Below are 25,646 nucleotides of genomic sequence, written 5' to 3' on the forward strand. Positions count from 1 at the left end.
TGATTTGTTCATTTAGTTACGTTTTGTTATTAATTCTAAATTTTTCAGATACAAACGTAAGTAACAAACTATTCATTATAAAAACTTAATCTATACAACTTGTTTTTATAAAAATCTAAAAAATGGTAAATAAAAAACCCCTGACAATTAGTCGGGAGCCATGTAAATCAAAATTATTAAAGTTTTAGACCGGAGCGACTTTTGAATCTTCGAAGTAAAATATGGCTTTCTACACGTGTAATCCCTTCAAAAGCATATAACTCTTCATTAATGAATTTTTCCAAACTTTGAAAGTCATCAACGAGGACGTGCATATGTAGAGTGGAAGGCCCTGTCATTTGATAACAACTAGCCACACTTGCGTTTTCTGCTAAATTTTCGGCAACCTCGACAAGTGATTTTGGTTCACAATCTACTTCAAAGAAAGCAGACACACTCTTTCCTACTTTTTCTGAATTGACAACTACCGTAAAGCGCTCAATAACGCCACGTTCCTGTAAATCATGTACACGTTCACGAACCGCTACACGTGATAAGTTTAATTCTTTTCCAATATCCACATATGACATACGCCCGTTTTGAATGAGTAGTTCAAGTATGCGCTTATCTGTCTGATCAATTTGTACAGTCATTCTATCTTCCCTCTTTAAAGAATACATTTTGTTTAAAATATACCCTATTTTAAAACATATTGAAACCACAAAAATATCATTTCGTTCATTTCGAAGGAGATGTTTGTCGATATTTCCCGGGAAATAGTGAACCTTGTCAGTTTTTGCAAATGAAGCGAACCACATTTATTTCTTTATCGATGCCTTTAATTTCCGCTGTAACATGCTCAATCCTAATGCCATCGAGAAGAGGCGAGTTGCTTGAGATTTCTTCGAACACATCTTTTGTCATCACGATATCATGCCCGTCACTCAACTGCTGCATGCGGGCTGCGATATTGATTGTCCGGCCAAAGTAATCGAGTAAGTCATTGGCATTGACGGCAATTGCCGGTCCGTAATCTCTTCATCTGACCAAGCCTTCTTATAAATACGGTTGCTGCCAGGGGCGTCAAAGACATCCGCTATGGCTATAATCCGTCCAAAGATATGAATTTCTTCACCTTTTAACCCTTGTGGGTAGCCCCTGCCATTCCATCGTTCGTGCTGCTGATGGGCAATGAATGCCGCCGCTTTTAACAGGTCCCGATTGGAATGTTTAAATACGTCATAACCAATCGTCGAATGCTCTTTCATCACATGATATTCTTCATCTTCCTTGTCTCTTGGTGGGGCGGATTTGCTTTGTCACCTCTTGCTATAGGAATTGTGTTCATTTCCCACATCCTGTTAGACCGACGCGATTTTATCCAGTGGTGGAACCGAGTCATCATGCGCAATAACGAACTATCTTGGTTATCGATTGTCTCGGACCAAATTTTCCATATTCTTATCCTCGCAGTCATTTTACATTACGAGCTTTAACCTAGTGAAACTTTCCCACACTCCTCACGTAGGTAACGTAAGGAGTGATTTTTATGTGGAAACAAAATCAACCACACGTTGAACTTGAGGCTACGTTCGTAGAGCGGGTATTCGTTTTTTTGAGTATAGGAATTTATAGTGTTTGGGTAGGTTGGCTTGCCTTAATATGGGGAGATATCCCCGCTGAGGTTCCGGGTCACTTTGGAATCAATGGAGAAGTGACGCGATGGGGATCCAAATTTGAAGTACTCACGCTGCCTATCATTGCAGGAGCACTTGGGGCCTTCATGCTTTGGCTTCGGAAACACCCGGAGTGGCATAACTTTCCCGTCAACATCACAGAAGAAAACGCCCCTTTCTATTACCGACTCTCACGGATGATGCTAACAATGACGTCATTCGTCATTGTTGCAGCATTTGCTTCGATCAATTGGAACATCATTCAGGTCGCGAATGGAGTAAAATCATTTTTGGATGCATGGTTTTTCCCTGTCTTTTTAGTAGCGGTGTTTGCACCCATCCTTTATTTCTTCTATCAAATGTTCCGCTATCAATCGAAAAATAAAGCGTAAAGGAGCTCATCTCGTTGGAAAAAGTAGCTAAGAAATCATCAAAGAAAAAAATAAACTGGTTGAGTCAGATTGCGCAATTTCTTATAGGTGGGGTACTGGGCATCCTGATTGTGAGCTATTTCTTTCGCCATGACGTTCAAATCACGCTTTGGAGTGTTTTGCTTGTCATGGGAGTAGCAGCACTAAGTTTTATTGTGGGAATCATTCTTCACGAAACAGGTCATGCAATTGCAGGAAAACTGAGTGGGATGGAAATCATGAATTTATCGTACGGACCCTTTATTTTTGCTAAAACCAATGGGCAGAACCGCTTCTTTGTAAAGCTTCCGGCAATGGGCTACATCGGACGGGCTATGCTCCGGTTTCCGCGTGCTATACCGGAAGAAGACATGCGAAAAAAGATGATTCGTTTTATTTACGGGGGGCCGGTTAGTAACTTGGTCGTTGCTATTCCGTTGCTTGCCCTTAGCTTTATCTATGGCTGGAGCGGCTGGTTTGTCTTTGCGCTTGTTAATATCTTCTTGGGCTTATCCAATCTCGGGAACGTGGAAAGCAAAGGTGCACAAACGGATGGCCGTGTTCTTTCCATGATAAAGGGGAAACAACCGGGTGCTGACCTTATTCTGGTCAGTTATCAGATATTGCAGGAAGACCCTCAAGGTAGAGGAAATTGGTCAAAGGCGACTGCGGAAAAAGCGAAAGCTGTCATTGAGCGGTATGAAGGATGGCCTCTTGCCGCTTCTCTTCTTTCAACAGTCGGTCCTTATTATTATCACACAAATCCGGAAGCCTATCTTGCGCTGGCGGAGGGGCGGTCGTTCTTACCTCGTGACAAACAGGCAGGGATTTTGCAAGACTTAACGGACATTTCTGTTGCTACTGGCTATTTTTATGCCGGCCGCCTTTTGACCGAGCCAGATATGAAAAACAAACTCCAACTGATCGACGACCAAGAACCTGTCACGCGTCACATGCGTGACACGTACATGGCCATGATCAATTGCGATAAAAACACCGCCCTCACTTCTATCTACGCAGCTGAGCAAGCTCTCGGTGAGTGGCATCCTCTTTATTTAGAAGGGACATCGCTTAAAGCAGTGTTGCAGGACTTACTTGATGGGGTAAAGAGTAGGTGACCTGTTAAAGATGGCGTGTTGGAATGAACTCTAATACTTAAACCCCTGGGGTCACACAAATACTAATCCATCCTAAAAATCTAGCATAAAGAATAAGATAAACTGCACTGAACAAGCAGAAAAGCCAGGCGCCCCAATAAGTGGGCGTCTGGCATTTCAATATGAAGTATACTTGGATTGTGGAACAACCCCTGGGGTTGAACTTGAACTCAATGAGCCGCCGAAGCAGCAGCCGCTTCGTCAGCTTTCACGCAGTCGATGGCGACGACAAGCGCAATCATGATTTCTTCCATTGCTTCTCTATGAACGGTGACTTGATAACTGTCTCCCCAAGTAAACCATTCTTTCGTGACACTGCCGATGACCTCCCCGTGCTGAAGAACATCAAAGTTCATGTCCCACCAGTTGCCTTGCACTTCAATGCCAGCCGCATCAATCGTATACTTGGCTTTGAAGAACGAGAATTCTTTGCGAATCGTCAAGACCTGTTGGCCATTCACATCTACAAAGAATTGCGGCAAGAAGCTGAACGTTTTCTTGGTGATCAACGCCACTTCATTTCTTTTCGTATCAAAAACGCTAAATGTCTTCGGTATCTTTAGAAAGCTTCCTTCGATGTAGTAGGCATCTTGCTGTGTCTCATCTTTTACTGTGAATTGGCCATTCAAACTAAATACCTTTTGCTTAATATATAGTTGCCTCATATCTCTTACCCCTCCCGATGTAACTCTTACTCACTTCTACGAATCAAATAGTCAAAAGATTCAATGCATGGCATACTAAATTGGAAAGGACGGGATGAAATGAATCCACAAGCAAAAGCATACTGGGATACATATTGGGCAAGCCAAAAACAAGAAGCACCAACTAAAGTGACAGCCTGGAAATTTGGTGGTCAGCCTGATTATTTAGCAGAACGGGTAGTAAAAGGCTTGAAAACGGCTACATGTTCCGGACGTATCGTTTATGACCTGGAGAACGAGCCACTTCCGGAAGTGAACGACTATAGTGTGGTACTCAACAGCAAAGACGAGCCTGTTGCCATCATTAGGACGTCTGATGTGACAATTCAACCTATGAATGAAGTTCCCGAATCACACGCTCGTGCGGAAGGCGAAGGAGATCTATCTTACGAGTATTGGTACCGTGTACACGTAGAATTCTTCACGAATGAACTTGAGAAGTATGGAATGACGTTCAAAGACGACATGCTCCTTGTTTGTGAACGATTTGAGCTCGTAGATGTGAACTAAAACGTGTCGGAAGTTGGTACGCCGAACGCCGAGCATAACTTTCGGACAGGCGTTGCCTCCTTCACGGATTCGATTGGTAACCTTTCGATTTCCGACTTGGTCGTTTTGGTCAATTGTGGAGATAGTTCCACATAAAAGCGTCCGAGCAAAAAGAGGACTTCTTGATAGATGACCGGAAACTCCTCCCTAAACGCTTCGTGCCTACTGACAAAGCGGGTGGTAAATTCTTCTAAACGTTTTTCTTCGAACGGGACGGTCGAATGTACCCACCCACCTCCAAGGTAAAGGCAAAACGCGATGAACGCGTATTTCCTTGTCGCCCTATCTTCATGGAGGAGATATTCTTCATAGGGAAAGGGCCGAAATCCTTGAAACAGATGATAATATCGGAAACCAAAATCATTTAGGCCATCTTTTACATACTGAATCATTTGAGTAGCTGACATTTTCTCACCTCTCTAACCCCCTCGACTTGACCTCTTACCAATTTAACCGTTTTGTTTAACACTAAACAAGGATTGTATGGATTTATTTTAAGTTCTTCAAACGTTAATGTCATCACTCTTTCATTGGGCCTCTCTATTTTCTCTATAGGTACTTCGACAAAACTAGTTGTCTACCTTCAAAATGCTAAATGAAGAAGGCAACGTCCTCTGTATAAATTCTTGTTATACTAAACCAAATAAGGACCGAGGTGATTTTCATGTGCGGACGTTTCACACTCTTTGCGACCTATGCGGATTTGCTGGACTATCTGGAAGCGGAACAGGCGATTCCTGAAAATGAATACGCGCCACATTATAATATTGCACCGACTCAATCCATCCTTGCAGTGATCAACGATGGGTCTAAGAATCGTTTGGGCTATTTGAAATGGGGGCTTATTCCGGAATGGGCGAGAGATGATCAAATGGCAGCGAAGCTCATGAATGCACGTGCGGAAACGATTCACGAAAAACCGAGCTTCAAAGATTCCTTTCGCACGAAACGCTGCCTCATTCCGATGAACGGCTATTATGAATGGACACAAGCCTATGGTGAAAAAGCGCCTGTTTATGTTCTATCTGAGCAGCACCAGATTTTGCTCGCAGCGGGTATCTGGGCAAGCTGGACTTCTCCAGAAGGTAAGAAAGTCTTCACATGCAGTATTCTTACACAACAAGCATCTGCCGAGGTATCTTCCATCCATCACCGGATGCCTGTGTTTGTATCTAAACAGCATATGCAAGACTGGCTCAATCCAACAGTGACTTCGGTTTCTCACCTCCGCGAAATACTCAATCAATCCTTGACAAGCGGTCTACATTTTCACCGTGTCGGTACCGATGTCAATTCACCAAAACATGATCATCCTCACCTCATCAAACAGATAGAAGCGTCTTGAATCCACTAGACGCTTTTTTAATCTTTGGCAAAACACTACCAATCACCTTCTATTTTTGATATACTAGACGGCATGTCCGGAGGCACCCCAGGTTAACCCCTGCAGAAATGCATAGATTATCTAAATAAAATCCATAATAAGGTAAGTAGAAAGTCTTATAGCATTTCTAAGCAAAAAGGTTTACGCAAGATGCACGCACGGGTATTAAAACTATGGATTTACTTCAGCATTCCCTCTGTTTTTTCTCTACATAGTCTCCACTTGGAAATGATAATGCTTGTTCATGGAAGTAAGCCCCACTGCGAAAAAATCAAAGATGGGAGAACGTAAATGAAAAATGCAACAGGTGTATTCTACATTTCAGTGGCCGTACTCATCGGCCTTGTTTTATTAGGAGTCTTTATTCCAGAAAGATTAGAAGAAATGACCGGAAAAGGACAAGGATTTATGACCGATTCATTCGGTTGGTACTACCTCTCGATTGTCACGCTCTTCCTCGTAACATGTATTTACTTACTCTTTAGTCCTGTCGGCCGAATCAAACTCGGAAAAGTAACCGACAAACCAGAATTCACTCGTCCTACTTGGATTGCCATGCTTTTCAGTGCAGGTCTTGGAATTGGTCTATTATTCTACGGCGTACACGAACCGCTAAGTCACTACATTATTTCTTCACCAACTGGACAGGAAGGTACAGATCAAGGCGTAAAAGATGCCATGCGGTATACATTCTTCCATTATGGCTTATCTGCTTGGGCAATTTATGGAATTATCGGTATGATTCTTGCTTACTTCACATTCCGCAAAGGTGAACTGAGCCTCGTGAGCAAGACACTTCGCCCCCTCATCGGGAAACACGCAGATGGAACAACTGGGAAAGTAATCGATATTATTTCGGTTATCGCAACGGTCATGGGTGTTGCCACGTCTCTTGGATTTGGCGCCATGCAAATTAACGGCGGACTCACCTATCTATTTGATATCCCTTCCAACATTCTTGTTCAAGGAATAATCATCTTAGTCATCACCATCTTATTCTTAATTTCAGCAACCACAGGAATTTCTAAAGGGATTAAGATTTTAAGTAATTTAAACATGGGTATGGCCTGCGTTTTGTTCTTATTTGTCTTTATCTTTGGTCCTACGCTCTTCATTTTGAATCTATTTGTGGATACAATCGGACTGTATTTACAGAACATAGTTCAAATGAGTTTGCGTATTTCCCCTTTGAATGAAGACACGCGTAGCTGGATCAACGGCTGGACGATTTTCTACTGGGCATGGTGGATTGCTTGGTCTCCATTTGTCGGGGTATTTATTGCCCGCATCTCACGTGGACGTTCCATTCGTGAGTTTGTCGTAGCCGTATTATTTATTCCATCTCTCATCGGATTCCTATGGTTCACAACATTTGGTAGTGCAGGAATCATGACGGAAATGGCAGGAAATATTTCTATCTCTGCACTTGCTCCAGAAACCGCATTGTTTGGTGTACTTGGTGAACTGCCACTTCCACTCATTACGTCGTTGTTTACAATTGCCCTCATCGCAACGTTCTTTATTACATCAGCTGACTCGGGAACATTTGTACTTGGAATGCTCACATCAAATGGCTCCCAAAACCCCACTGCACAAATCAAACTGGTATGGGGAGTTATGATGTCAGCTATCGCTATTGTTCTTATCTACTCGGGCGGTCTACAAGGCCTGCAAAACACGATGATTTTAGCTGCATTCCCATTCTCCATCATTCTGTTGATGATGCTGCTCAGTTTTATCAAAGCTTTACGTAAGGAAGCCAAAGAACTGGGTATCGGTAAACTCCCTGTTGTTAAGAAAAAGCTTCCGAAATCTTAGTAAGAGAGCCTCTATTCGCTGAGAATAGAGGCCTTTTTTCATTTTAGAAATTCATCTAGCAAACTTAAATTTTGTTCTAAGAAGGCACGATTTTTTTCCACACCTCGGCGTTCACACCACCCGATGCTGTTGAATGCATCCGTAAAGCGGTAGAACGGTAAGACAGCTTGTAAATCTATAAGTGGTCGAATACTCTTGTAACCTTGTTGATAGGCCTTGAAAAGCGCTGAGTCTTTTTGCAGATAATCACGGTAGAGCTTTGTAAAATCCATTTCCGTCACACCAAAACGCACACTTTCAAAATCGATGGATCCCGTAACGGTTTCATTGTGAACAAGGATATTCGCCGGCCTGAAGTCCATATGTAAAAAGGCGGGACCGTCCAAAGGTGGCATCTCATTTTTCATGGTCTCATATTTCATTAAGGCAGCATCTAATTTTTTCGCAGAAATCTGTTTCTTCGTATCTTCGGCAAAACTATAAAACATGCGGTCCACAAATTCTCGCCAATTCGGAAATTCATTGTCGATACTCGTCTCCATTCCTTCTTCCGGTCGAATCTCATGTAGCTGCGCATGATAGACGCCCACGTGAAAGGCTTCTTTTTCAGTGCTTAGCTTCCCGAGCGTCTCTCCTTTTAATTCCGATAACAATAAGGCACCAACCGTTTGTTCGTCTCCTTCCCATACATCAAGCAGGTCCGGAACGGCTACCTTTCCTTTCAATTGTGCGTAAGCATCCACTTCTCTTTGAAACTTGAGTTTTGTATAAGGCACTTTTATGTAGATGTGTTCTCCACTTACTAGTTCACATCGATACACTGTTGAACTGAACGACTCCGGAACGTCAGTCACACTTCGGATATGTAAGTTAAAATGCTTTGCTAACTGTTGAATATGCATGGTGTCCCACCTACTAATTTGATATTTGGTAGTGTAACTTATTTCCAACCCTTTCCGTCTTATGCGCAAAGGAGTTGGGATTTGTGAAAAAATATATGTGGCTTATTATCATACTACTATTTGGAAATTTCTTCATCCTTAAAGTTGTACCGCCTGCTAATTAACTAACATGAAAACACCTCTTACTCATCTTGAGCAGGAGGTGTTTGTGTTAGCGTCTCACCAACACTTGGTACGATGCATAGTAGACCAAAAGTCCGACAACCGGAATGGAGGCAGTGACTGCCATTGGATACCACATATAGTCGAGGAAATATTCGGGGATATAGATGTACGACGACAGCGCCAAAAATGAATAAACTAAAATAGCGACGAATGCAAATTTCACAGACCGTCCTGTAATGTCGCGAGCTCGTTCATCGGATACATCATATTCCGGTAGCAAATAGTCTTCGATACGAATGGCTTTCTTTTTTCTTATTTTCCAGATTTGCACGAGATTTAAGGCAATCAAAGTAAAGACAGTTATCAAAAAGAGCGTCCCATAAATCAGCGGACCGATTGCGACATCAAACCCATCTTCATAGCCTCTTTCCATTAACATTACTTTTTGTCGAAGCGTCACCATATAGGAAACCATAGTTGCCATGACCACAAATAACAGTACGCGTAAAATCGTTGTTAGTGTTACTTTCATTCCTCTTCCCCTTCTTTCTTAAAAATCTGCTCAATCGGTTCTTGAAACACTTCCGCAATATTCATTGCGAGCAATAGAGACGGCGTGTAGCTCCCTTTTTCCATCGAGACGATGGTTTGGCGCGTGACACCAATTCGTTTGGCGAGATCTCCTTGCGTCATGCTGTGCTTCGCTCGCAGTTCTTTGACACGGTTTGTGATCACATGCATCTCTCCTCTTTCACCTTAATGTAAAGTGAACTATACATTAATAGTAAAGTAAACCATACAAATTGTAAAGTTTATTTTACAATTTATTTGGTAAACATGTGATTGTGAGTCAGTGATTAGCAAATGTCTCGAATCTGTCTTCCTTTGTCTCGTATACCACTACAAATGCCTCGCAACGCACCCGAAAATGCCTCGCAATCCCCAAAACTCTCTAACCACATAAAAAATGCCATGAGCTCAAGACTCATGACATTCCCATTTAACTATCTCCCACCACTGAGAGACACTATTCCTATAATATTCGCGTCCCATTGGGAACCGATTGATCCGGTTGCAACAAGACGACGTCTCCCTCTTCAGGGACACCACCAAGTACAAACACTTCTGACTTAAATCCTGCGATTCGCCTAGGTGGAAAATTTACCACAGCTGTGACTTGGCGACCTATCAACTGTTCACATGTATACCTCTTAGTAATTTGAGCAGAAGAGGGCTTAATGCCAAGCTCTTTTCCAAAATCAATGCGCAATTTAATAGCTGGTATCCGTGCTACCGGAAAAGGAACAGCTTCTACAATCGTCCCGATCCGAATATCGAGCTTTGTAAAATCACTATATTCCGCCATGATCTTCACTCCTTAAAAGATAAACTGTATAAGTCCCATGTAAAACAGCGTCCCACCGGCAATCGACAACAACATATTGCGTTTCCACGTATGTAATAGAACAATCAATAGAATGCCGAGGAGTTCTGGAATCCCATAAAGTCCACCGGTCCATTCCACATCTTTCACACTATAAATCACAAGTAGTCCGAGAACGGCTGGCGGTAACAATCTTCCAAGGAACAGCACATAGCCCGGAGTTGGTTTGTCCGCTGGAAAAATCCAAAATGGCAAGAATCTGGTGAGCATCGTTCCCACAACCACGACGGCAATCGTAATGATTTGCTGCGTCAGTGTCATAATGGCTTCACTTCCCTTCGTTCAAGCGGTCTGCGGAAAGCGATCAAAATTAGAAGGATACCGACCATTGCCGGGATGACGAATTGATTTGCACCGAACACCATCAAGGCGAGTACGGATACCACAAGACCAATAAGGGCACTCGTATGGCGCTTTTCCTGCAACCAGTTTTCCAAGAAGATCACCACAAACAGGGCCGTCATTACAAACAATAGCCCATCAGTATTAAACGTAATGAACTGTCCGAGTAAAGCACCAAGTGTAGAGCCGCCCACCCAGTAGATATGGTTATAGAGGGTGACGAAAAACATAAACCAGCCTTTATCGATGGTTGGGTCCGGTTTCGCTGTGTAATTGATCGAAAACGACTCGTCGCACATACCAAAAATCAAATACAATTTCTTTTTCCCGACAGAATGATACTTATCTAGCATCGACAGGCCATAAAACAAATGCCGTGCATTCACCATGATGGCGAGCAGAAATGCTTGGAAAGGAGCAAATGCCATCAATAGAAGATTGGCCGTAATAAATTCAATCGATCCTGCAAAAATAAAAAGGCTCATCAAGATCGGAAAGATTGGATGAAATCCAAGAGACGTCATATAAATTCCATAGGCGGCTCCTAAAAATGTAAATCCGGCGAGGATTGGAATAGTTGCCGGAAATGCGGCGCGCGCGGCGTCTTTCACCATGCCACATCAGCCTCCTTTTCTCTACCTCAGTTTTACCACACTTTACTTGCTTGAAGTAAGACCATTTTCACAACTTTGGAATATTTACATTTCTCCTTTGACTTTCTTGTCCACTTCCTGTAAATTACTCAATGTACGAACATTAATTATATTTTTAACTAAATTATTCGCTTTTAGGGGATGAATGAAATGGAAAACGTATTTGATTATGAAGATATTCAGCTAATACCTAATAAATGTATCGTAGAAAGTCGCTCAGAATGTGACACGTCTGTGCAATTTGGAAAGCATACCTTCCGACTTCCGGTCGTGCCTGCGAACATGCAGACGATCATTGACGAGAACATCGCGACGTACCTTGCGGAAAACAATTATTTCTACATCATGCACCGTTTCCAGCCGGAAGCACGCAAAGCGTTTATTCAGAAGATGCAGGAAAAAGGACTTGTGGCATCCATCAGTGTGGGGGTTAAGGCAGAAGAATACACGTTTGTCGAAGAGTTGAAAGAAGAGAATTTAGTGCCGGACTACATCACAATCGATATTGCACACGGGCACTCCAACGCGGTCATTCGTATGATTCAGCATATCAAAACGCACTTACCAGAAACATTCGTCATTGCCGGAAATGTCGGGACACCGGAAGCTGTGCGCGAACTGGAGAACGCAGGAGCTGACGCGACGAAAGTGGGCATCGGGCCTGGGAAAGTATGTATCACGAAAATCAAAACTGGTTTTGGAACAGGTGGCTGGCAGCTCGCGGCGCTTCGTCTCTGCGGAAAAGCAGCGACCAAGCCAATCATCGCAGATGGCGGCATTCGCACACATGGCGACATTGCAAAATCTGTCCGCTTCGGCGCCTCCATGGTAATGATCGGTTCTCTGTTCGCTGGGCATGAAGAATCTCCTGGGGATACAAAAGAAGTAGAAGGCAAACTTGTGAAAGAATACTTTGGTTCCGCTTCCGAGTTCCAAAAAGGCGAACGCAAGAACGTCGAAGGCAAGAAGATGTTTGTTGAGCATAAAGGAAAACTTCAAGATACGCTTACGGAAATGGAGCAGGACTTACAGTCTTCCATTTCGTACGCAGGTGGCGACTCTCTTGAAGCCTTAAAGCATGTAGACTATGTCATTGTGAAAAATTCCATCTTTAATGGTGATAAGGTGTACTAATAGTAAGACCACCCGAGCCCAGTGGCTCGGGTGGTCTTTTTTTGACTAGGAAGATCAAATGGATCCTTATGTAAAATTTGGCTTGATGATTCTTACATCAACGGTCGTTATGTACGCTCTTATGTATTTCAATACGTATGAACTCGGGCACGTGATATTTAGCGAAACCCGCGTCTATATGGCCATCATGTTGGGTGGAATTATGTTACTTTTTCATGCTCAATATGTATAAGAAAAAAGCCCTAAACCTTGCTATTCTTGGTGGAAGCGTCGTAGTCATTGCGCTCTCCCTCTACTTAGTACGTAGCCAAACAACAGTGGTAGAAACGAGTTGGATGAAAGCCGTGATTCCTCACCACTCCATTGCAATTCTCACAAGTGAGCGAGCCAATGAAATTATCGAAGCCCAAAGAAAAGAGATTGATGAGATGAAGAGGTTGATCGAAGAATTGCAGTCACAAGAATAAACATTCCGAAAAGAGCAGGTCTGCAAAAAGCGGAGCTGCTCTTATTTCCATTTATACCCGATTCCCCATACCGTCAGTATGTATTGATCCACTGGAAAATGAGCTTTTCTCAGTTTGTCACGCAGGTTCCGGATGTGTGAATCAACCGTGCGCGGGTCAGTGTACGTATTGTACTCCCAAGCAAGGGACAATAACTGCTCTCGTTCATAGGTACGTTTCGGGTGCTTCATCAAGGCTTCCACGATACAAAACTCTTTCATTGTCAAACTTACTTCATGCCCTGGCCACTTTAAGGAATACGCTTCGGTATCTAATGTGAAGCCATCGACATGTATGCCTCCACCTTCCGGTTCAGGAGCCCGGCGAAGAAGAGCTTCGACACGGGCCACCAGTTCATTCTCATCAAAAGGTTTGGTGACGTAATCATCGGCACCGAGCTGTAACCCTTTCACCACTTCCTGCTTGCCTTCTCGGGCGGTCAACATCAAGATAGGTACGTCCGAAAACGTACGAATCTCTTGACATGTTTCCCATCCGTTCATTCCTGGCATCATGATGTCTAAAATCACTAAATGAACGACTTCCGTTTTTAGCAACTTCAGTGCTTCTTCGCCGGTGTATGCCGATCTGACATTGAAACCATGCGGCTTTAAGAAGAGCGCTATCAGTTCCACCATACGCTCCTCGTCATCGACCACTAAAATCTTCTTCATCGTTTTCACCTCATTTACTCAGGGTTACTGTAAATGTACTGCCTTTTCCAGGCTCACTTTGCACATGAATCGTTCCTCCGTGCGCTTCGACAAGTTCTTTGACAATCGAGAGGCCAAGTCCAGAACCGCCATGTTTGCGTGAACGCGACTTCTCTGTGCGATACAAGCGGTCAAAAATCGCTTCCTGTTCTTCTTTGCTAACGCCCACTCCTTCGTCTACAATCTGAATCACGACCGTGTGTTTCTTAGCGTACGCCCGGATCTGTGTCGTTGTGCCAGTCGGCGAATAGTGCATCGCATTATCTAATAGGTTAACGACCACCTGTTCTAAGCGGACCGGATCTGCTTCCACGACGAGAGGACTTTCACACGTCAGGTCTAACTGTTGCCCTTTTTCTTTAAAGGATGGCGAAACGCGCTCATGAATATGCTGAAGCAATTCTGCCACATCTACGTGTTCTTTTACGATTCGGAATCCCGGATCGTCGAGCTGCGCGAGCTCAAACAAGTCCTCGACAAGCAACGTCAGACGATCTGCTTCTTCTTCGATGATCTGCAGATAGCGGACTCGTTCTTCCTCACTGGTTTCAACCCTCTGCACGACACGAGAGTATCCTCTTACATACGTCAGAGGTGTTCGAAGTTCATGGGACACGGACGAGAGAAAATCGGTTCGAGTTTTCTTGATGACCTGCAAATCTTTCGAGAGTTTTTGAATCGATGTGGACAGTTGCCCAATCTCATCGTCACGCCCAGCAGGTAGGGTCACATCAAATTGGCCAACACTCAATTTTTCTGTTGCCTGTTTCATTCGTTGAAGCGGCAGCGTTAAATACCGTGTTAAAAATACATAGATCAACGCTAAGATGAGCACACTTCCGATTCCCGCCAACAAGAAATGAAAATTAAGCCGGTCCATAAGAGCGTGAATTCCCGCGGTACTCTGTAACTGGACAATGGCACCTTCCCCTTCTTGAAAAGGATGTACACTGATGAGATAGGGTTCTCGCTTCCAGTCCCCTTGCACAAGGGTATCTTGCGAATACGCGGATACATCTAAGCGTTCAGTCAAGCTGTCCCACTGAATGGACTGCTGTTCGGAATGCGCCACCAGTTGGTTTTCTGCATTCACAATCGCCACACCCTGACCTTCGCCTGATTCCATTAGTAAAATATGGCGGATGGTTTCTTCTGTAGTGTGGTCGACTAAGACATCCCGGTGCTTCGCCCCAGCTTCCATCAGACGGGTATACTCCTCTTGCACGCGTGCATTGCCTATACTAGGGTGCAAATACATCATTAATAACCCTTCTAGCACGACAATGGCCAGAAGAAATACTGCTGCCAATTTGGTTGACAACTTTTTCATGTGCTTCCCCCTTTGCACCTGTTCAAAAAAGAGCCTTCCCTTCGGAAGACTCTTCACGCTTATTCGACAGTTGAAAGTTCGCTCTCCGTCACCCATTTGTGATTGGTGACCTCGTCCCCTGTCACTTTATCTGTATAGTTTACCATATACACGGTTGTTTCTTCTGCGGAATCAATAGTTGCTGTTGCTCCGTCCATACCTTCCATATGATCGGCATCGAGAATCACTTCCGTTCCGGGCTCAAGAGGTGCTTGTCCTACATCTTCCACTTCCTCGTGAACGACCCACTTATGGTCCTCTACTGGATCGCCACCTGTCGTCGGTGTATACGATACGGTATAGACGGTTGTTGCGAAAGCGCCAACTACCTCTGCTTCCACACCTTCCATGCCTTCCATATGCGCATTCGTGATCATGGCTGTATCGCCTACAGCAAACGTTGGATCCTGTGCTTCCTCAAGACCTTCTGGTATCGAACCGTCCGTAGAGTGGTCCATGTTCCCGTGGTCCATATCTCCATGATCCATCTCACCGTGATCACCCATGTTTTCTCCATCCATCATAATGTCGTCATCTGTATCGCCACAAGCAGCTAACAATAGGGTAGCCGTTAACGTCATTGCTGCTAATTTTTTCATATTCATTCCTCCTGAACTCTAGCTTACTTCTTTCACAGAGTACCCAATAAATATGAAAAAATTATGCAGATGTCTACGTAGGATTTAAATTGCAACTAATTTCCTACTGTGGTGCATGGCAAGCCTGCTGATAAAGAAGGACCATTTCGTCATCGGTTGTCGTGCCATGACGATAGATTTCTTTGTAAGGCTCCACCCCTCGACCGGTGATAATGATCCAGTCGCCAGAAGAGGCATGATGGAGCGCCGCGTGAATGGCTTCCGTTCGATCAGGGATGACCGTGCCGCTATAATCAAGCTCGTCATACTCCGCTAAAAGCTCCTCAACAGATAGGCCATTTAAATCATCCACGGTCAAAATCACTACATCACTCAAGCGCGTCGACACATCCAACATCTTTTGACGTTTCGTCCGGTCCCTATTCCCCCGGAAACCAAAGACGTGGAAAATACGACGCGCACCCTCTTCTTTCGCAGTCTGCAACAGAAATTCGAATGCTTCCGCCGTATGCGCATAATCAATGACAACTGTAGCACCTGTCGTAAGCGGATAGAGCTGAAATCTTCCAGGTACCCCTTTAAACGAATGAAGGCCTTGAATAAGGAGCTGTCGCGTACACATCATGTCTTCCGCAACGACCCATGCCATAGCGGCATTGAAGCGGTTATGCATGCCTTTTATTGTTGGGAAAGTGGTTTTTGCTCTCTCTTCTAAAAGGTTGGCATGTGGAACGTTTACTATCTCAATTCCCTGTGCCTCCAGTCGCTCAGCAAGCTGGGCTCCCCATGAGTTCTGCGTATTAATGACCGCTTTCCCACTTGGCTTTAATTGGGTGAACAGACGAGCCTTCACTTCAAAATACGCTTCCATCGTCTCATGATAATCCAGATGGTCGTGATCAAGATTCGTGAAGAGCGCATAGTCAAATTCAAGTCCTTCAATCCGCCGTTGGTCGATGCCGTGAGAGGACACTTCCATAATCACTACGTCATCTTGACTTTTATGGATGTACTGTTGAAGCTGAAGGCTGTCAGGCGTCGTGTTCAGTGATGCAAACTCTTCCCCATTGATTTCGTATTTGACGGTACCAAATAATGAACAACGTAGACCGGAAGCTTCCAGCATCTCTTTCAGCATAAAGGACGTAGTGGTCTTGCCATTTGTCCCTGTAATGCCAATCATGCACTTACTTGCGGACGGATTCTGATAAAAGCGTTTCGCTACATGGGCAAGTACATAGCGAATATCCTCGACGACAAGGTAGGGAACAGTTGTCTCGACCTCCGTACGGGTGCCAATAACTGCGACTGCTCCAGCCTCAACGGCTTGTGCGATGTAAGCATGCCCATCCGCATGATGCCCTTCTATGGCAAAGAACAGAAACCCATCTTTGATGCGGGATGAAGTGGTCTCAAGTCCTGTGATTTCGCAATTTGGAATCGATTGGGTGGTGAAATCTCTTAACAGTTCTTGCAGATTCATGGCGGGAACTCCTCATTTATGTGATTCTGGTTGTGTCGTGACCCACTTGGTTTGTAAGAAGTGGGCGGCAAACAAGATTAGGCCTGTGTAAATCACCAATAGACTTATACTTTGCCACGTGTAAGCCGATACTTGATGACCAGCATATGTATAGATGAAAATAAGGGGCAACTTGCCCAAACAAGTAGCCCATACAAACGTGAAGGATGTGACATTTGCAAGGCTACTGACGATGTTAACACCTACCGATGGCACGACAGGAATTAATCGCCCCAGTAGAATAAAGAAAAATCCTCGCTTTTCTACGAGCTTCAAGAATCGCTTCGCCTTTGGGTGACGATGCAAATAATTCATTCCTTGTACCGTAAAGACTTTGCGAACAAGCCAAAAGACGACAAACGCCCCTGTGACGGAAGCGATTAGGTTCAAAGGGAAAGCGACCCAAAAGCCAAATGTATAGCCCATCGCAGCAAATATCACGGGCATCGGAACAAACGGGACAAAGGACAAGATAATCAAAAGGAAAAATCCAATGACCGCGGTGGATAGGCTAGGTTGCTCTATCCAGTTGAGAAATACATCTTCGATCATCACACATGGCATCCTTCCTTTATTGATTTTGTCTTCAAAGTATATAGGGTATACATTCTATCTGAAAGAAATGTCCGGTATCTTCACAAAAAATGAATCAATAGACACGTCTTTACATACCCCCTATCAGTATAATACCATAGATTATAGTCGGATATAAAAGAAAGTGGGACGGGTATGAAGAAAAAATTTGCAATCAATGGCGGAATTTCGTTCGGTTCTAAATTGAACGCACGGCAATTATTGACCATTGCGGAGTATTTAGAGGAGAACCAAGAACTTGAACTTACTACGTTTCAACAACTCTATGTTGAACTACGTGAAGATCAGGAAGAGAAAGCATTACAAGCCTTCAAAGAAGCAGGGCTCTCTGTCTATCCCGTCGGAAATTTTGTGAAAAGCTTGCGGACATGCAATTTCTGCAAAGGGTCGGAAGAAGAAGGAATGCCTGTTGCCAAAGAAATCAATGCCCGGATTGCGGGACGACCGGTACCCTTCACTGTACGCGCAGCCTATACAGGATGTGCTGTGGGGTGCGGGGAGCCACTTGCGAACGATATAGGTATTATGAAAATCAAAGATACGTACAATCTTTATGTAGGCGGAAAAGCGAAAGGCATTGACGCACAGCTCGGCACGCTGGTCCTTGAAAAAGCGCAGCCAGATCAACTTTACCAAGCCATTGACCGTGTCATTGACCTATATGCCGAAGAAGGTAAAAAACGTGAACCTCTCGCCAAATTTGTGCACCGATATGGAATTGAGGAGTTGCAGGGGTTGTTTAGGTAAGACCTGTTCTGAGAATGGATTTTTAGAACTGTCCTGCCAAGGAATTTCGAGAATTATTCTGCTTGCACACGCTTACAAAACAGTGTACGATTATGTTCCTGCCTACAATTAGGCATATAGGGAACTCCAACCAGTTCATTTTTCTTGAGAGGAATGATTGTATGAATAGAGAACAACTTGTTGAACGCGCTCGCGAGATCAAAGTACGTTCGTACTCACCATACTCCAAGTTTCCAGTAGGTGCGGCGATACTTATGAAAGACGGCCGTGTGTTTACAGGCGTCAATGTGGAAAATGTATCGTTTGGTGCAACGAACTGTGCCGAGCGTACAGCGATTTTCACTGCGATCACAGAAGGCTACAAAAAAGGGGACTTCGTTGAAATCGCCGTGAACGGAAACACGGAAGACTTCTTGCCGCCCTGCAGCATCTGTCGCCAAGTCATGGCTGAATTTTTCGAACCAGACCTACCGGTTCACTTAACAAACGATAAAAACGAGATTCACACACTGGCTTTAAAGGAATTATTGCCGTTTGCGTTTACTGATTTAGAGATGTAATGGAACATGCCGCCTCGCAATTTTGCGAAGCGGCATTTTTAATGAACTTACCAGTATCGTCAGTCTTCTATATATACAGACTCTGGACGGAAGATCATATTTTCCTTTAACTGTTCCACCATATGCGCCGTCCATCCTACAGTCCGTGCCACGCTGAATGTTGGTGTAAAGAGCTCTGGTGACATATCGATTGATTTCATGATGGCTGCCGCGTAGTACTCGACGTTCGTATATAAACGACGACCCGGTTTGTACTGATCTAGTAAGCGGATAATTTCTGCTTCTGCCTTTACGGCCAACGCAAGCCATGCTTCTTCAGCACCCAGACGTTCACACGCATACCGCAACACCAGTGAGCGCGGGTCTTCAGTTTTGTAAACACGATGACCAAATCCCATGATACGTTCTCCTGTTTCTAGCTTCTTTTGAATCACTGCTTCTACTGATCCCACCTCTTGAATCTCGTCTAGCAGTGCCAACACGCCGGAAGGGGCTCCTCCATGAAGCGGTCCTTTCATCGTCCCTAAAGCTGATACCAGTCCTGACGGAAGATCAGATTCACTGGAAACCGTGACACGCGCCGCAAACGTTGATGCGTTCATTCCGTGTTCCATCGTTGTGATCAAGTAAGTCTCTAGAGCTTTCGCCGATGTTTCCGTAGGTTTCTTGCCAGTAATCATGTAAAGGTAGTTCGCTACGTACGGAAGCTCAGGGTCAGGAGCTACCGGCGCTCTCCCTTTTGTCATGCGGTAGGCTGCTGCTGTTATGACCGGTATAGCACCTGTGAGCAACATGGCCTGTTCAGCAAGTGACTTTTGCAAAAACGTAGGCGTCCCCAGTGTAGACATGACCGTCCGCACTTGGTCCATAAGGGATACCTCTCTCGGTACCTGACGGAGAAAATCGATTCGTGCCGTACCAAGCTGTCGTCCTTCCCTTAATGAGAATTCTACGTCTTCCTTCTCGACACCCCACAAGAAAGCAGCGACCGACTCAAAAGTTCCTCCGTGAACTACCTCTTCAATCGTCTTTCCGCGGTAGCGAAGAACGCCGTTCTCTCCGTCTACAGATGAAATCCGTGTCTCGACTGCGACCACACCTTTTAGTCCTCTTGTATACATCTAAACACCCTCCTTTACTTACTTGTACTATACCTCTTTCCTATGATTACAAAAATTAAATGATTATAATTAAGTCAATTACATTTATTAATTGAAAGGAGGGCATTCCGTGGAGATTCCGTGGATGAAAACGTTTTGTATATGTGCCGAGACATTGAATTTCCGCAAGGCATCCGAGATTTTGCATATGTCTCAGCCGAATGTGACGGTACACATTCACCGCTTAGAACAGTCGCTTGGTGTAGCTCTCTTTGTTCGCCAACAGAACCGAGTTCACCTGACACCAGAAGGGCAATTGTTTTACGCGCGAAGCAAACATCTGCTAGAAGAGCTCACGCAGTCTGTCCAGGACGTGCGCGCCTTAGCTCAGGGATATACGCGTAAATGGATACTGGCTATCTCACCCTTACTCGCGGAAACCATTTTACCAAGCGTCATTCGCCGGTTCACTCAAGCCCATCCGACCATTGAGCTGCAAATCCGCATCGAGGAATCTCTTGTGATTCAAGATCTGGTTTCTCACCAGGAAGTCGATTTCGGCATTTCCGCCTTGGCCCCTACCGATAATAAATTGATTCAGCACACCTTATTTACAGAAGCGATTCATCTTGTGAAAGCGCCGGACCCGTACGACGATGAATCCGGCCCTGCGCTTGACGCTCTAGAAATCTTGCAGTCAGCTCCTCTGTTCACCCATCATCATCCCGTGATTTGGGATGAACTATTGACGAGGCTCACACATCAAGTGTCCGGCGTTCGGTCCATGAAGGTGTCGCAGGCTTCTGTGACCAAACGGCTCATTCAAGAAGGACTCGGCGTGTCCTTCCTCCCTCATTCCATCGTACGGAGGGAATTGTTGGAGGGACGGCTGACAAGTGTGCCTTTTCCGTTGTTTGACCTGCCGCAAGTCAGCACGTATGGTGTAATGAAGCATGAAGGGGAACTAGAACTGGCCTTCTTAGAGGCAATCAAAGGCAGTTATTTCGGGTAAAGAAGAGACATAGAGGAGGAAATGACATGACACAAACCATTGTACTGACAGGAGCAAGTGACGGCATCGGCGCAGCGGCCGCAAGACAGCTGACCAAAAAAGGATATCAGGTCGTTCTTGTCGGACGCTCCAAAGAGAAGACTCAAAAACTCGCGGCTGAATTAAAGGCGCCTTATCATTTAGTGGATTTTACACGACTTAACGATGTTCGCAGACTTGCTGAAGAGCTGGAGCAGTACCCGCGAATCGACGTTCTCGCCAACAATGCGGGCGGCATTATGGGCAATCGGGAAGTGACGGCGGACGGTTTTGAGAAAACGTTCCAGGTGAATCATTTAGGTCCTTTTCTGCTCACGAAACTACTATTGCCTAAACTCCTAGCGAACCGGGCGAAAGTCATTCAGACGTCAAGTGAAGCATCCAATTTATTTGGAAAGACATTTGATATAACCGACCTGAACAATGAGAAAAATTATTCCGCAACGAATGCCTACGGGAACGGCAAACTTGCGAACATCTACTTCACGCGCGAACTGCAAGCTCGTTACGGGGACCAAGGAATCTCTGCAGTTGCGTTTCATCCAGGCGTGGTACGCACGAGCTTTGCTTCTGAAACCAACCACTTCATGAAGTTCATGTACCATACACCACTCAAATACTTGATCACGATTTCTCCGGAGAAAAGTGCAGAGGCTTTCGTGAAGTTAGTTGAAGGCACACCGGGCGTGGACTGGGAACCAGGTGGCGTGTACTCGAAAGGCAAGCCGATGTGTGTGAATGCGTTCGATGACGGGACGATTGCGAAGCTATTATGGGAGAAGAGCGAGGATATGGTGGCTTCATTTTCATAAATAAAAGACGTAGGGATAATTCCTACGTCTTTTCTATGGGGTTGATCAGGCATTCACTGTATTGATCAACTTCTCATTCCGCACGTCAACAAAGTAGGTGTCATGCACGAACGCCTTTCCTCCCTGTTTCGTGTACCAGTCATTCACGCGTGCGACATGCGCCTCATCTGCACGAGCCGCTTCTTCAATTTCTATGTACGCTTCGTAACTCTCATATTCCCAAATCGCAAAAACTTCGGTGACATCTTCATTTACTGGCACCATCCAACGGCCCACAAGACGTGCCCCATGTTTGAGTTGATTCGGTAAATTAATGGTGTTGAACAGCTCGTTGAATGCTTCCACGATCTCATTTCGTACATGATAAAACTTCCGACGATAAAACATCGACTACCCCCTTTGTCTGCCTTATACGAGTATACTCCACATGCTATACTTACGGAAAAGGAGACGTGAAAAAATGGAAAATGTTGCAGGACTAGAAATCAGTCTTCGCCCTCTTACGATGAATGACTTTCCGGAAGTGGCGAAGTGGAGCCAAGACCATCTCTTTTGTCAGGCAAATGAGTGGACAACCAACCGGGATGCAAACGAGCTACTTGCTTGGTGGGAGCGATGTGTGGAAAATGATTCTCCTACATTTTTACGATTAGGTATCGAATATAGTGGGCGTCTCATTGGTTATATCGACCTCGCTGATCAAACAGACACCTCGACTGAACTCGGAATTGCCATCGGAGAATCCTCTTTATGGCAGCAAGGAATAGGTACAAAAGCAGCTCAGCTTGCGATAACGTATGCATCTAAACGTTTTAGGATTCACCACGTGACAGCGGAGACGAACTTAGAAAATCTTCGTGCCCAAAAGATGCTTGAAAAGTTAGGGTTTGAAATCGTAAGTCAAAATGGTTCTACTTTATTTTTTAGGAAGACTATTGTTTGAAATTATTTGAGAGGAGAAACTACCTTGAGTACTTTCACTTTAGAAGAACTCGAAGAATCAAAAAAGCAAATCAAATCACTCGTACATAAGCTCAGAGAAACAGTCACCACTCTCCAGCAAAAAGAGAATCCACAGCGTTACAAATCTCAAATCACATTAGCTGAACGACGGATACGAGCGTTTGAGATTTCGTTGGAGTTGATCGAGCGGGAAATCATAAAAGAAAGAGATGCCCAAAACTGAGCATCTCTGAAAGCTTTATTTGGTTGGAATTGGTTGAAAATACGAGTCCATCAATTCTTGAAACAACTCATACCTGGGCAGCATATTCTTCGTCAGAAGACCTGCTCTCCCCATTTCGAAGAACTCTTCTTTTGTCACCAGCTTGGCGTCAACGACTTCACCTTCCTGGAAAGAGAGCTCTTCAATAAAAATCATTTGAGGAAACCGCGTAACATAGACGTCAAGTAAGTAATCATTGCGGATGATTTCCCCCGCCAATACCAAGTCATCAGGGTTCAGTTGTAAACCAATCTCTTCTTCTACTTCTCGAACGGCTCCCATCAAACTGGTTTCTCCAGTAAGGATAGAACCACCTGTGCCTTCCCATAACAAGCCACTTGGTTTTAGAGGATCTCGCTGGCTCAAGAGTAGTCGTCCGTCAGGTAGGAAGGTCCATACGTCAATGACAATGTGATAATCACCTTCTATCATTCGGTCTACACTTCCACGCACATGTGTGCGCCCCGTCTTCTCTCGCGTTTTCGTATACACATCCCATAATTCCATATCTGTACCCTCCATCCGGTCATTCATAGGAGTTTTACTATAGGCGAAAATGAAAGAGATGTCTAATTTAAAACAACGCAACCCCAGGGGTTATTCCATAAGCCAAGTTAACTTGGTTGCGGTACAACCCCTGGGGTTACTGGGGTTAAATATTTGCCCTATGCCACATCACGCTTCTGGAACGTGCCAAATGCGACGGCAATAAAGATGACGAGGTAAACGATGAGTACGGTGACCGAGAAGACAAGTGTCATGCCTTCAATCATCGGCGTATTGCCGTTAAAGTACTGGGCCAAGTTCGTATTCGCAAATAAAATGAATTTTGCCCACTCGTAGCGAGACAAGAACCCCACGATCGCACCACCAGCCATGAGTAAGAAAATCGACAAGCCGATAGCCATAGCACTACTCCGGAAGAGTGTAGAGACCATGAACGCAAATGTCGTCATGACGATGAGGGACACAAGTCCAAAGCCGTAATCACGCAAGATCGCTTGCGGAATGTTTTGTTCCGCAAAACCGTTCATCGTCTGCATGACCATGTTTGGAGACAGACCGTTCAGGCCGAATAAAATTCCTCCAACGAGCATGGACGAGATTAACAGGACGACGACAAGTAATGCGACAAACACAAATACGGAAACATATTTTGAAAGCAAGATCTTCCAGCGGGAAATCGGACGAATCAATAATAGCTTAATTGTTCCCCATTTAAACTCATTCGAGACAATGCTCGCTGCCGTGATGATCGCAAACAAACTGATCAGTGTCATGAAGAGCGTGTTGTCAAATGTAAATTGCCATGCGTCATAAGACAGCGGGCGGATGTTTTCTTCTAAATGATAGGTATTGCGCTCGACGTCGAGTTGGTAATACATGCCACCGAACTCTTCTTCCGACATCTCCGCCTGATATTTCTCATTCTCTGCGGTCAACTCTTCTCGCCAATTATCTCCGTATTCTTTATTGACAACATCTCCGCTAAAGAAATACGTCAGGAGACCCGCCCCAATCACGAGTACCACAAGCATTCCCACCATTACCCACGTCGACTTCTTCGCGAATAACTTGATCTGCTCGTTCCAGACGAGCTTCAAAAAATTAGCCAATGGTATTCTCTCCAATCAAATCGAAGAACTTGTCTTCGAGGGATGTGTGCTGTTGATGGATGCTATAGATTGCCACATCTTTCATCGCCAGTGCTTTGACAACGGCCGGAATGGTTTCTCGTGTCATCGAGAACGTCAGAACATTCTCTTCCACGACCACATCGTCCATGACGTGCCCTTTGACAATCTGCAGGGCCCCTTCAATTGGCTCCGCTTCGAGACGGACAATCACAACAGACGTATCTTCCGATTTTGCCTGTACGGGTTCAATCGCCACCATCTTGCCGTTTTTGATGATTCCGATGCGGTCACACATCAGCTCGATTTCACTTAACATATGACTCGATACTATGACCGCGACATTTTCTTCTGCCGCCAGTTTCCGTAAGTACATTCGAATCTCTCGGATGCCGGAAGGGTCCAGACCATTTGTCGGTTCGTCTAAAATCAAAATAGACGGGTTATGTAAAAGGGCTTGCGCGATACCTAACCGTTGACGCATCCCGAGCGAGTAACGTCCGGCCTTCTCATGAATCGCCTTCTCTAGCCCCACAAGTGCCACTACTTCTCGAATTCGTTCATCCGTCACGCCGTCTACCATGCGCGCAAACTGCTGCAAATTCTTCCAGCCACTGAGGAACGGATACATTTCCGGATTCTCTACAATTGCCCCTACGTGCTGAACAGCTGCCTGATAATCGGACTTAATGCTCTTACCTTCAATGCGGACGTCTCCTGCTGTGATCCCCATGAGACCGACCATCATTCGGATGGTGGTGGTCTTTCCTGCCCCGTTCGGCCCTAGAAAACCAAACACTTCTCCTCGCTGAATCTGAAAGCTGATGCCTTTGATGATTTCTTTCTTGCCTATCGTCTTCTTCAAATCGATGATGTCCATCACTACGTGATTTTCCT

Annotated in this window: 36 protein-coding genes; 15 read left to right on the forward strand and 21 right to left on the reverse strand. The window is 44.8% G+C overall.

Features of this window, described 5'->3' with window-relative positions; genetic code table 11:
- Positions 1 to 176 precede the first annotated feature (176 nt).
- The 3 genes from ACFO0S_RS10845 to ACFO0S_RS10855 form a co-directional block, all read right to left on the reverse strand.
- Positions 177 to 632 carry an Lrp/AsnC family transcriptional regulator gene (locus ACFO0S_RS10845; RefSeq protein WP_378142050.1) on the reverse strand — a complete coding sequence of 152 codons (456 nt, stop codon included), beginning with the start codon at positions 630 to 632 and terminating at the stop codon, positions 177 to 179.
- 136 nt (positions 633 to 768) lie between these two features.
- Positions 769 to 906 (reverse strand): hypothetical protein, encoded by a 138-nt coding sequence (locus ACFO0S_RS10850; protein ID WP_378142051.1) that lies wholly within the window; start codon positions 904 to 906, stop codon positions 769 to 771.
- 17 nt (positions 907 to 923) lie between these two features.
- Complete coding sequence (locus tag ACFO0S_RS10855; RefSeq protein ID WP_378142216.1) at positions 924 to 1,247, reverse strand: HD-GYP domain-containing protein; 324 nt, start codon at positions 1,245 to 1,247, stop codon at positions 924 to 926.
- Positions 1,248 to 1,295: 48 nt separating this feature from the next.
- Between ACFO0S_RS10855 and ACFO0S_RS10860 the strand changes: the two genes are divergently transcribed.
- Genes ACFO0S_RS10860 through ACFO0S_RS10870 form a run of 3 tightly spaced genes read left to right on the forward strand, consistent with a single transcriptional unit; the run spans position 1,296 to position 3,183 of the window.
- On the forward strand, positions 1,296 to 1,475 hold the full coding sequence (locus tag ACFO0S_RS10860) for a hypothetical protein (RefSeq protein WP_378142052.1): 180 nt from the start codon (positions 1,296 to 1,298) through the stop codon (positions 1,473 to 1,475).
- A 53-nt stretch (positions 1,476 to 1,528) separates the two neighbouring features.
- Positions 1,529 to 2,047: a DUF1648 domain-containing protein gene (locus ACFO0S_RS10865; protein ID WP_378142053.1), complete on the forward strand. Its 519-nt coding sequence runs from the start codon at positions 1,529 to 1,531 to the stop codon at positions 2,045 to 2,047.
- A 14-nt stretch (positions 2,048 to 2,061) separates the two neighbouring features.
- Positions 2,062 to 3,183, forward strand: a complete 1,122-nt coding sequence (locus ACFO0S_RS10870) for a M50 family metallopeptidase (protein WP_378142054.1) — start codon at positions 2,062 to 2,064, stop codon at positions 3,181 to 3,183.
- 209 nt (positions 3,184 to 3,392) lie between these two features.
- Here the strand turns inward: ACFO0S_RS10870 and ACFO0S_RS10875 are convergent, their stop codons facing one another.
- Positions 3,393 to 3,887 carry an LURP-one-related/scramblase family protein gene (locus ACFO0S_RS10875; protein ID WP_378142055.1) on the reverse strand — a complete coding sequence of 165 codons (495 nt, stop codon included), beginning with the start codon at positions 3,885 to 3,887 and terminating at the stop codon, positions 3,393 to 3,395.
- Positions 3,888 to 3,986: 99 nt separating this feature from the next.
- On the opposite strand from ACFO0S_RS10875, the gene ACFO0S_RS10880 reads away from it, so the two are divergent.
- Entirely contained in the window at positions 3,987 to 4,436 is a 450-nt protein-coding gene (locus tag ACFO0S_RS10880; RefSeq protein ID WP_378142057.1) for an ASCH domain-containing protein, read from the forward strand.
- Here the strand turns inward: ACFO0S_RS10880 and ACFO0S_RS10885 are convergent.
- Positions 4,433 to 4,882 (reverse strand): hypothetical protein, encoded by a 450-nt coding sequence (locus ACFO0S_RS10885; protein ID WP_378142058.1) that lies wholly within the window; start codon positions 4,880 to 4,882, stop codon positions 4,433 to 4,435. The two genes, ACFO0S_RS10880 and ACFO0S_RS10885, sit on opposite strands and share 4 nt — an antisense overlap.
- A 257-nt stretch (positions 4,883 to 5,139) precedes the next feature.
- Between ACFO0S_RS10885 and ACFO0S_RS10890 the strand changes: the two genes are divergently transcribed.
- Together ACFO0S_RS10890 and ACFO0S_RS10895 are read left to right on the forward strand one after the other, a co-directional pair.
- Positions 5,140 to 5,820, forward strand: coding sequence for an SOS response-associated peptidase (locus tag ACFO0S_RS10890; protein WP_378142059.1), 681 nt, complete (start codon positions 5,140 to 5,142; stop codon positions 5,818 to 5,820).
- Positions 5,821 to 6,150: 330 nt separating this feature from the next.
- A complete protein-coding gene (locus ACFO0S_RS10895; RefSeq protein WP_378142061.1) occupies positions 6,151 to 7,677 on the forward strand; it encodes a BCCT family transporter in 1,527 nt (508 codons plus the stop codon).
- 38 nt (positions 7,678 to 7,715) lie between these two features.
- Here the strand turns inward: ACFO0S_RS10895 and ACFO0S_RS10900 are convergent, their stop codons facing one another.
- The 6 genes from ACFO0S_RS10900 to ACFO0S_RS10925 form a co-directional block, all read right to left on the reverse strand.
- A complete protein-coding gene (locus ACFO0S_RS10900; protein ID WP_378142063.1) occupies positions 7,716 to 8,579 on the reverse strand; it encodes a phosphotransferase family protein in 864 nt (287 codons plus the stop codon).
- 211 nt (positions 8,580 to 8,790) lie between these two features.
- Complete coding sequence (locus tag ACFO0S_RS10905) at positions 8,791 to 9,276, reverse strand: hypothetical protein (RefSeq protein ID WP_378142064.1); 486 nt, start codon at positions 9,274 to 9,276, stop codon at positions 8,791 to 8,793.
- Positions 9,273 to 9,485: a helix-turn-helix transcriptional regulator gene (locus ACFO0S_RS10910; protein ID WP_378142065.1), complete on the reverse strand. Its 213-nt coding sequence runs from the start codon at positions 9,483 to 9,485 to the stop codon at positions 9,273 to 9,275. Before ACFO0S_RS10910 ends, ACFO0S_RS10905 begins: the two co-directional genes overlap by 4 nt.
- A 292-nt stretch (positions 9,486 to 9,777) precedes the next feature.
- Positions 9,778 to 10,110, reverse strand: a complete 333-nt coding sequence (csaA, locus tag ACFO0S_RS10915) for a chaperone CsaA (protein ID WP_378142066.1) — start codon at positions 10,108 to 10,110, stop codon at positions 9,778 to 9,780.
- Positions 10,111 to 10,122: 12 nt separating this feature from the next.
- Complete coding sequence (locus tag ACFO0S_RS10920) at positions 10,123 to 10,449, reverse strand: branched-chain amino acid transporter permease (RefSeq protein ID WP_378142068.1); 327 nt, start codon at positions 10,447 to 10,449, stop codon at positions 10,123 to 10,125.
- On the reverse strand, positions 10,446 to 11,144 hold the full coding sequence (locus ACFO0S_RS10925; protein ID WP_378142069.1) for an AzlC family ABC transporter permease: 699 nt from the start codon (positions 11,142 to 11,144) through the stop codon (positions 10,446 to 10,448). The genes ACFO0S_RS10920 and ACFO0S_RS10925 overlap by 4 nt, the downstream gene beginning before the upstream one ends.
- A 189-nt stretch (positions 11,145 to 11,333) precedes the next feature.
- Here ACFO0S_RS10925 and guaC point away from each other — a divergent pair, with 189 nt between their 5' ends.
- Genes guaC through ACFO0S_RS10940 form a run of 3 tightly spaced genes read left to right on the forward strand, consistent with a single transcriptional unit; the run spans position 11,334 to position 12,784 of the window.
- Positions 11,334 to 12,317, forward strand: coding sequence for a GMP reductase (gene guaC / locus ACFO0S_RS10930; protein WP_378142071.1), 984 nt, complete (start codon positions 11,334 to 11,336; stop codon positions 12,315 to 12,317).
- Positions 12,318 to 12,375: 58 nt separating this feature from the next.
- On the forward strand, positions 12,376 to 12,549 hold the full coding sequence (locus tag ACFO0S_RS10935) for a hypothetical protein (RefSeq protein WP_378142072.1): 174 nt from the start codon (positions 12,376 to 12,378) through the stop codon (positions 12,547 to 12,549).
- Positions 12,533 to 12,784, forward strand: a complete 252-nt coding sequence (locus ACFO0S_RS10940) for a hypothetical protein (protein WP_378142073.1) — start codon at positions 12,533 to 12,535, stop codon at positions 12,782 to 12,784. Before ACFO0S_RS10935 ends, ACFO0S_RS10940 begins: the two co-directional genes overlap by 17 nt.
- A 41-nt stretch (positions 12,785 to 12,825) precedes the next feature.
- Here the strand turns inward: ACFO0S_RS10940 and ACFO0S_RS10945 are convergent, their stop codons facing one another.
- The 5 genes from ACFO0S_RS10945 to ACFO0S_RS10965 all read right to left on the reverse strand — a co-directional run bounded on the left by ACFO0S_RS10945 (position 12,826) and on the right by ACFO0S_RS10965 (position 17,578).
- Positions 12,826 to 13,497: a response regulator transcription factor gene (locus ACFO0S_RS10945; RefSeq protein WP_378142074.1), complete on the reverse strand. Its 672-nt coding sequence runs from the start codon at positions 13,495 to 13,497 to the stop codon at positions 12,826 to 12,828.
- Between the two features lie 10 nt (positions 13,498 to 13,507).
- Positions 13,508 to 14,866 carry a sensor histidine kinase gene (locus tag ACFO0S_RS10950; RefSeq protein ID WP_378142076.1) on the reverse strand — a complete coding sequence of 453 codons (1,359 nt, stop codon included), beginning with the start codon at positions 14,864 to 14,866 and terminating at the stop codon, positions 13,508 to 13,510.
- 59 nt (positions 14,867 to 14,925) lie between these two features.
- Positions 14,926 to 15,510, reverse strand: coding sequence for a YdhK family protein (locus ACFO0S_RS10955; protein ID WP_378142077.1), 585 nt, complete (start codon positions 15,508 to 15,510; stop codon positions 14,926 to 14,928).
- 97 nt (positions 15,511 to 15,607) lie between these two features.
- Entirely contained in the window at positions 15,608 to 16,987 is a 1,380-nt protein-coding gene (locus ACFO0S_RS10960) for a UDP-N-acetylmuramoyl-L-alanyl-D-glutamate--2,6-diaminopimelate ligase (protein ID WP_378142079.1), read from the reverse strand.
- Between the two features lie 12 nt (positions 16,988 to 16,999).
- Positions 17,000 to 17,578, reverse strand: a complete 579-nt coding sequence (locus ACFO0S_RS10965) for a TVP38/TMEM64 family protein (RefSeq protein ID WP_378142217.1) — start codon at positions 17,576 to 17,578, stop codon at positions 17,000 to 17,002.
- Positions 17,579 to 17,755: 177 nt separating this feature from the next.
- Here ACFO0S_RS10965 and ACFO0S_RS10970 point away from each other — a divergent pair, with 177 nt between their 5' ends.
- Positions 17,756 to 18,367 (forward strand): nitrite reductase, encoded by a 612-nt coding sequence (locus ACFO0S_RS10970; RefSeq protein ID WP_378142081.1) that lies wholly within the window; start codon positions 17,756 to 17,758, stop codon positions 18,365 to 18,367.
- 92 nt (positions 18,368 to 18,459) lie between these two features.
- Positions 18,460 to 18,927: a cytidine deaminase gene (locus ACFO0S_RS10975; RefSeq protein WP_378142219.1), complete on the forward strand. Its 468-nt coding sequence runs from the start codon at positions 18,460 to 18,462 to the stop codon at positions 18,925 to 18,927.
- Between the two features lie 59 nt (positions 18,928 to 18,986).
- Here ACFO0S_RS10975 and ACFO0S_RS10980 read toward each other — a convergent pair whose 3' ends face one another.
- Complete coding sequence (locus tag ACFO0S_RS10980; RefSeq protein WP_378142083.1) at positions 18,987 to 20,048, reverse strand: citrate/2-methylcitrate synthase; 1,062 nt, start codon at positions 20,046 to 20,048, stop codon at positions 18,987 to 18,989.
- A gap of 109 nt (positions 20,049 to 20,157) precedes the next feature.
- On the opposite strand from ACFO0S_RS10980, the gene ACFO0S_RS10985 reads away from it, so the two are divergent.
- Both ACFO0S_RS10985 and ACFO0S_RS10990 read left to right on the forward strand, forming a co-directional pair.
- Entirely contained in the window at positions 20,158 to 21,039 is an 882-nt protein-coding gene (locus ACFO0S_RS10985; protein WP_378142085.1) for a LysR family transcriptional regulator, read from the forward strand.
- Between the two features lie 26 nt (positions 21,040 to 21,065).
- Complete coding sequence (locus ACFO0S_RS10990; protein ID WP_378142087.1) at positions 21,066 to 21,890, forward strand: SDR family NAD(P)-dependent oxidoreductase; 825 nt, start codon at positions 21,066 to 21,068, stop codon at positions 21,888 to 21,890.
- Positions 21,891 to 21,935: 45 nt separating this feature from the next.
- On the opposite strand, the gene ACFO0S_RS10995 is transcribed toward ACFO0S_RS10990, so the two are convergent.
- Complete coding sequence (locus ACFO0S_RS10995; protein ID WP_378142089.1) at positions 21,936 to 22,277, reverse strand: NIPSNAP family protein; 342 nt, start codon at positions 22,275 to 22,277, stop codon at positions 21,936 to 21,938.
- Positions 22,278 to 22,350: 73 nt separating this feature from the next.
- Here ACFO0S_RS10995 and ACFO0S_RS11000 point away from each other — a divergent pair, with 73 nt between their 5' ends.
- Positions 22,351 to 22,833, forward strand: a complete 483-nt coding sequence (locus ACFO0S_RS11000; protein WP_378142091.1) for a GNAT family N-acetyltransferase — start codon at positions 22,351 to 22,353, stop codon at positions 22,831 to 22,833.
- Between the two features lie 24 nt (positions 22,834 to 22,857).
- Positions 22,858 to 23,076 (forward strand): hypothetical protein, encoded by a 219-nt coding sequence (locus ACFO0S_RS11005; protein WP_378142092.1) that lies wholly within the window; start codon positions 22,858 to 22,860, stop codon positions 23,074 to 23,076.
- Positions 23,077 to 23,091: 15 nt separating this feature from the next.
- On the opposite strand, the gene ACFO0S_RS11010 is transcribed toward ACFO0S_RS11005, so the two are convergent.
- From ACFO0S_RS11010 to ACFO0S_RS11020, 3 genes are all read right to left on the reverse strand, one after another.
- Positions 23,092 to 23,622 (reverse strand): NUDIX hydrolase, encoded by a 531-nt coding sequence (locus ACFO0S_RS11010; RefSeq protein ID WP_378142093.1) that lies wholly within the window; start codon positions 23,620 to 23,622, stop codon positions 23,092 to 23,094.
- Between the two features lie 158 nt (positions 23,623 to 23,780).
- The gene (locus ACFO0S_RS11015; protein ID WP_378142094.1) at positions 23,781 to 24,731 is read right to left on the reverse strand and encodes an ABC transporter permease; all 951 of its coding nucleotides are present in this window, start codon (positions 24,729 to 24,731) and stop codon (positions 23,781 to 23,783) included.
- The gene (locus ACFO0S_RS11020; RefSeq protein WP_378142221.1) at positions 24,724 to 25,629 is read right to left on the reverse strand and encodes an ABC transporter ATP-binding protein; all 906 of its coding nucleotides are present in this window, start codon (positions 25,627 to 25,629) and stop codon (positions 24,724 to 24,726) included. Before ACFO0S_RS11020 ends, ACFO0S_RS11015 begins: the two co-directional genes overlap by 8 nt.
- Positions 25,630 to 25,646 lie beyond the last annotated feature (17 nt).

Origin of the sequence: Chryseomicrobium palamuruense (genome assembly GCF_042649045.1) — a bacterium.
Classification (GTDB): Bacteria; Bacillota; Bacilli; order Bacillales_A; family Planococcaceae; genus Chryseomicrobium; species Chryseomicrobium palamuruense.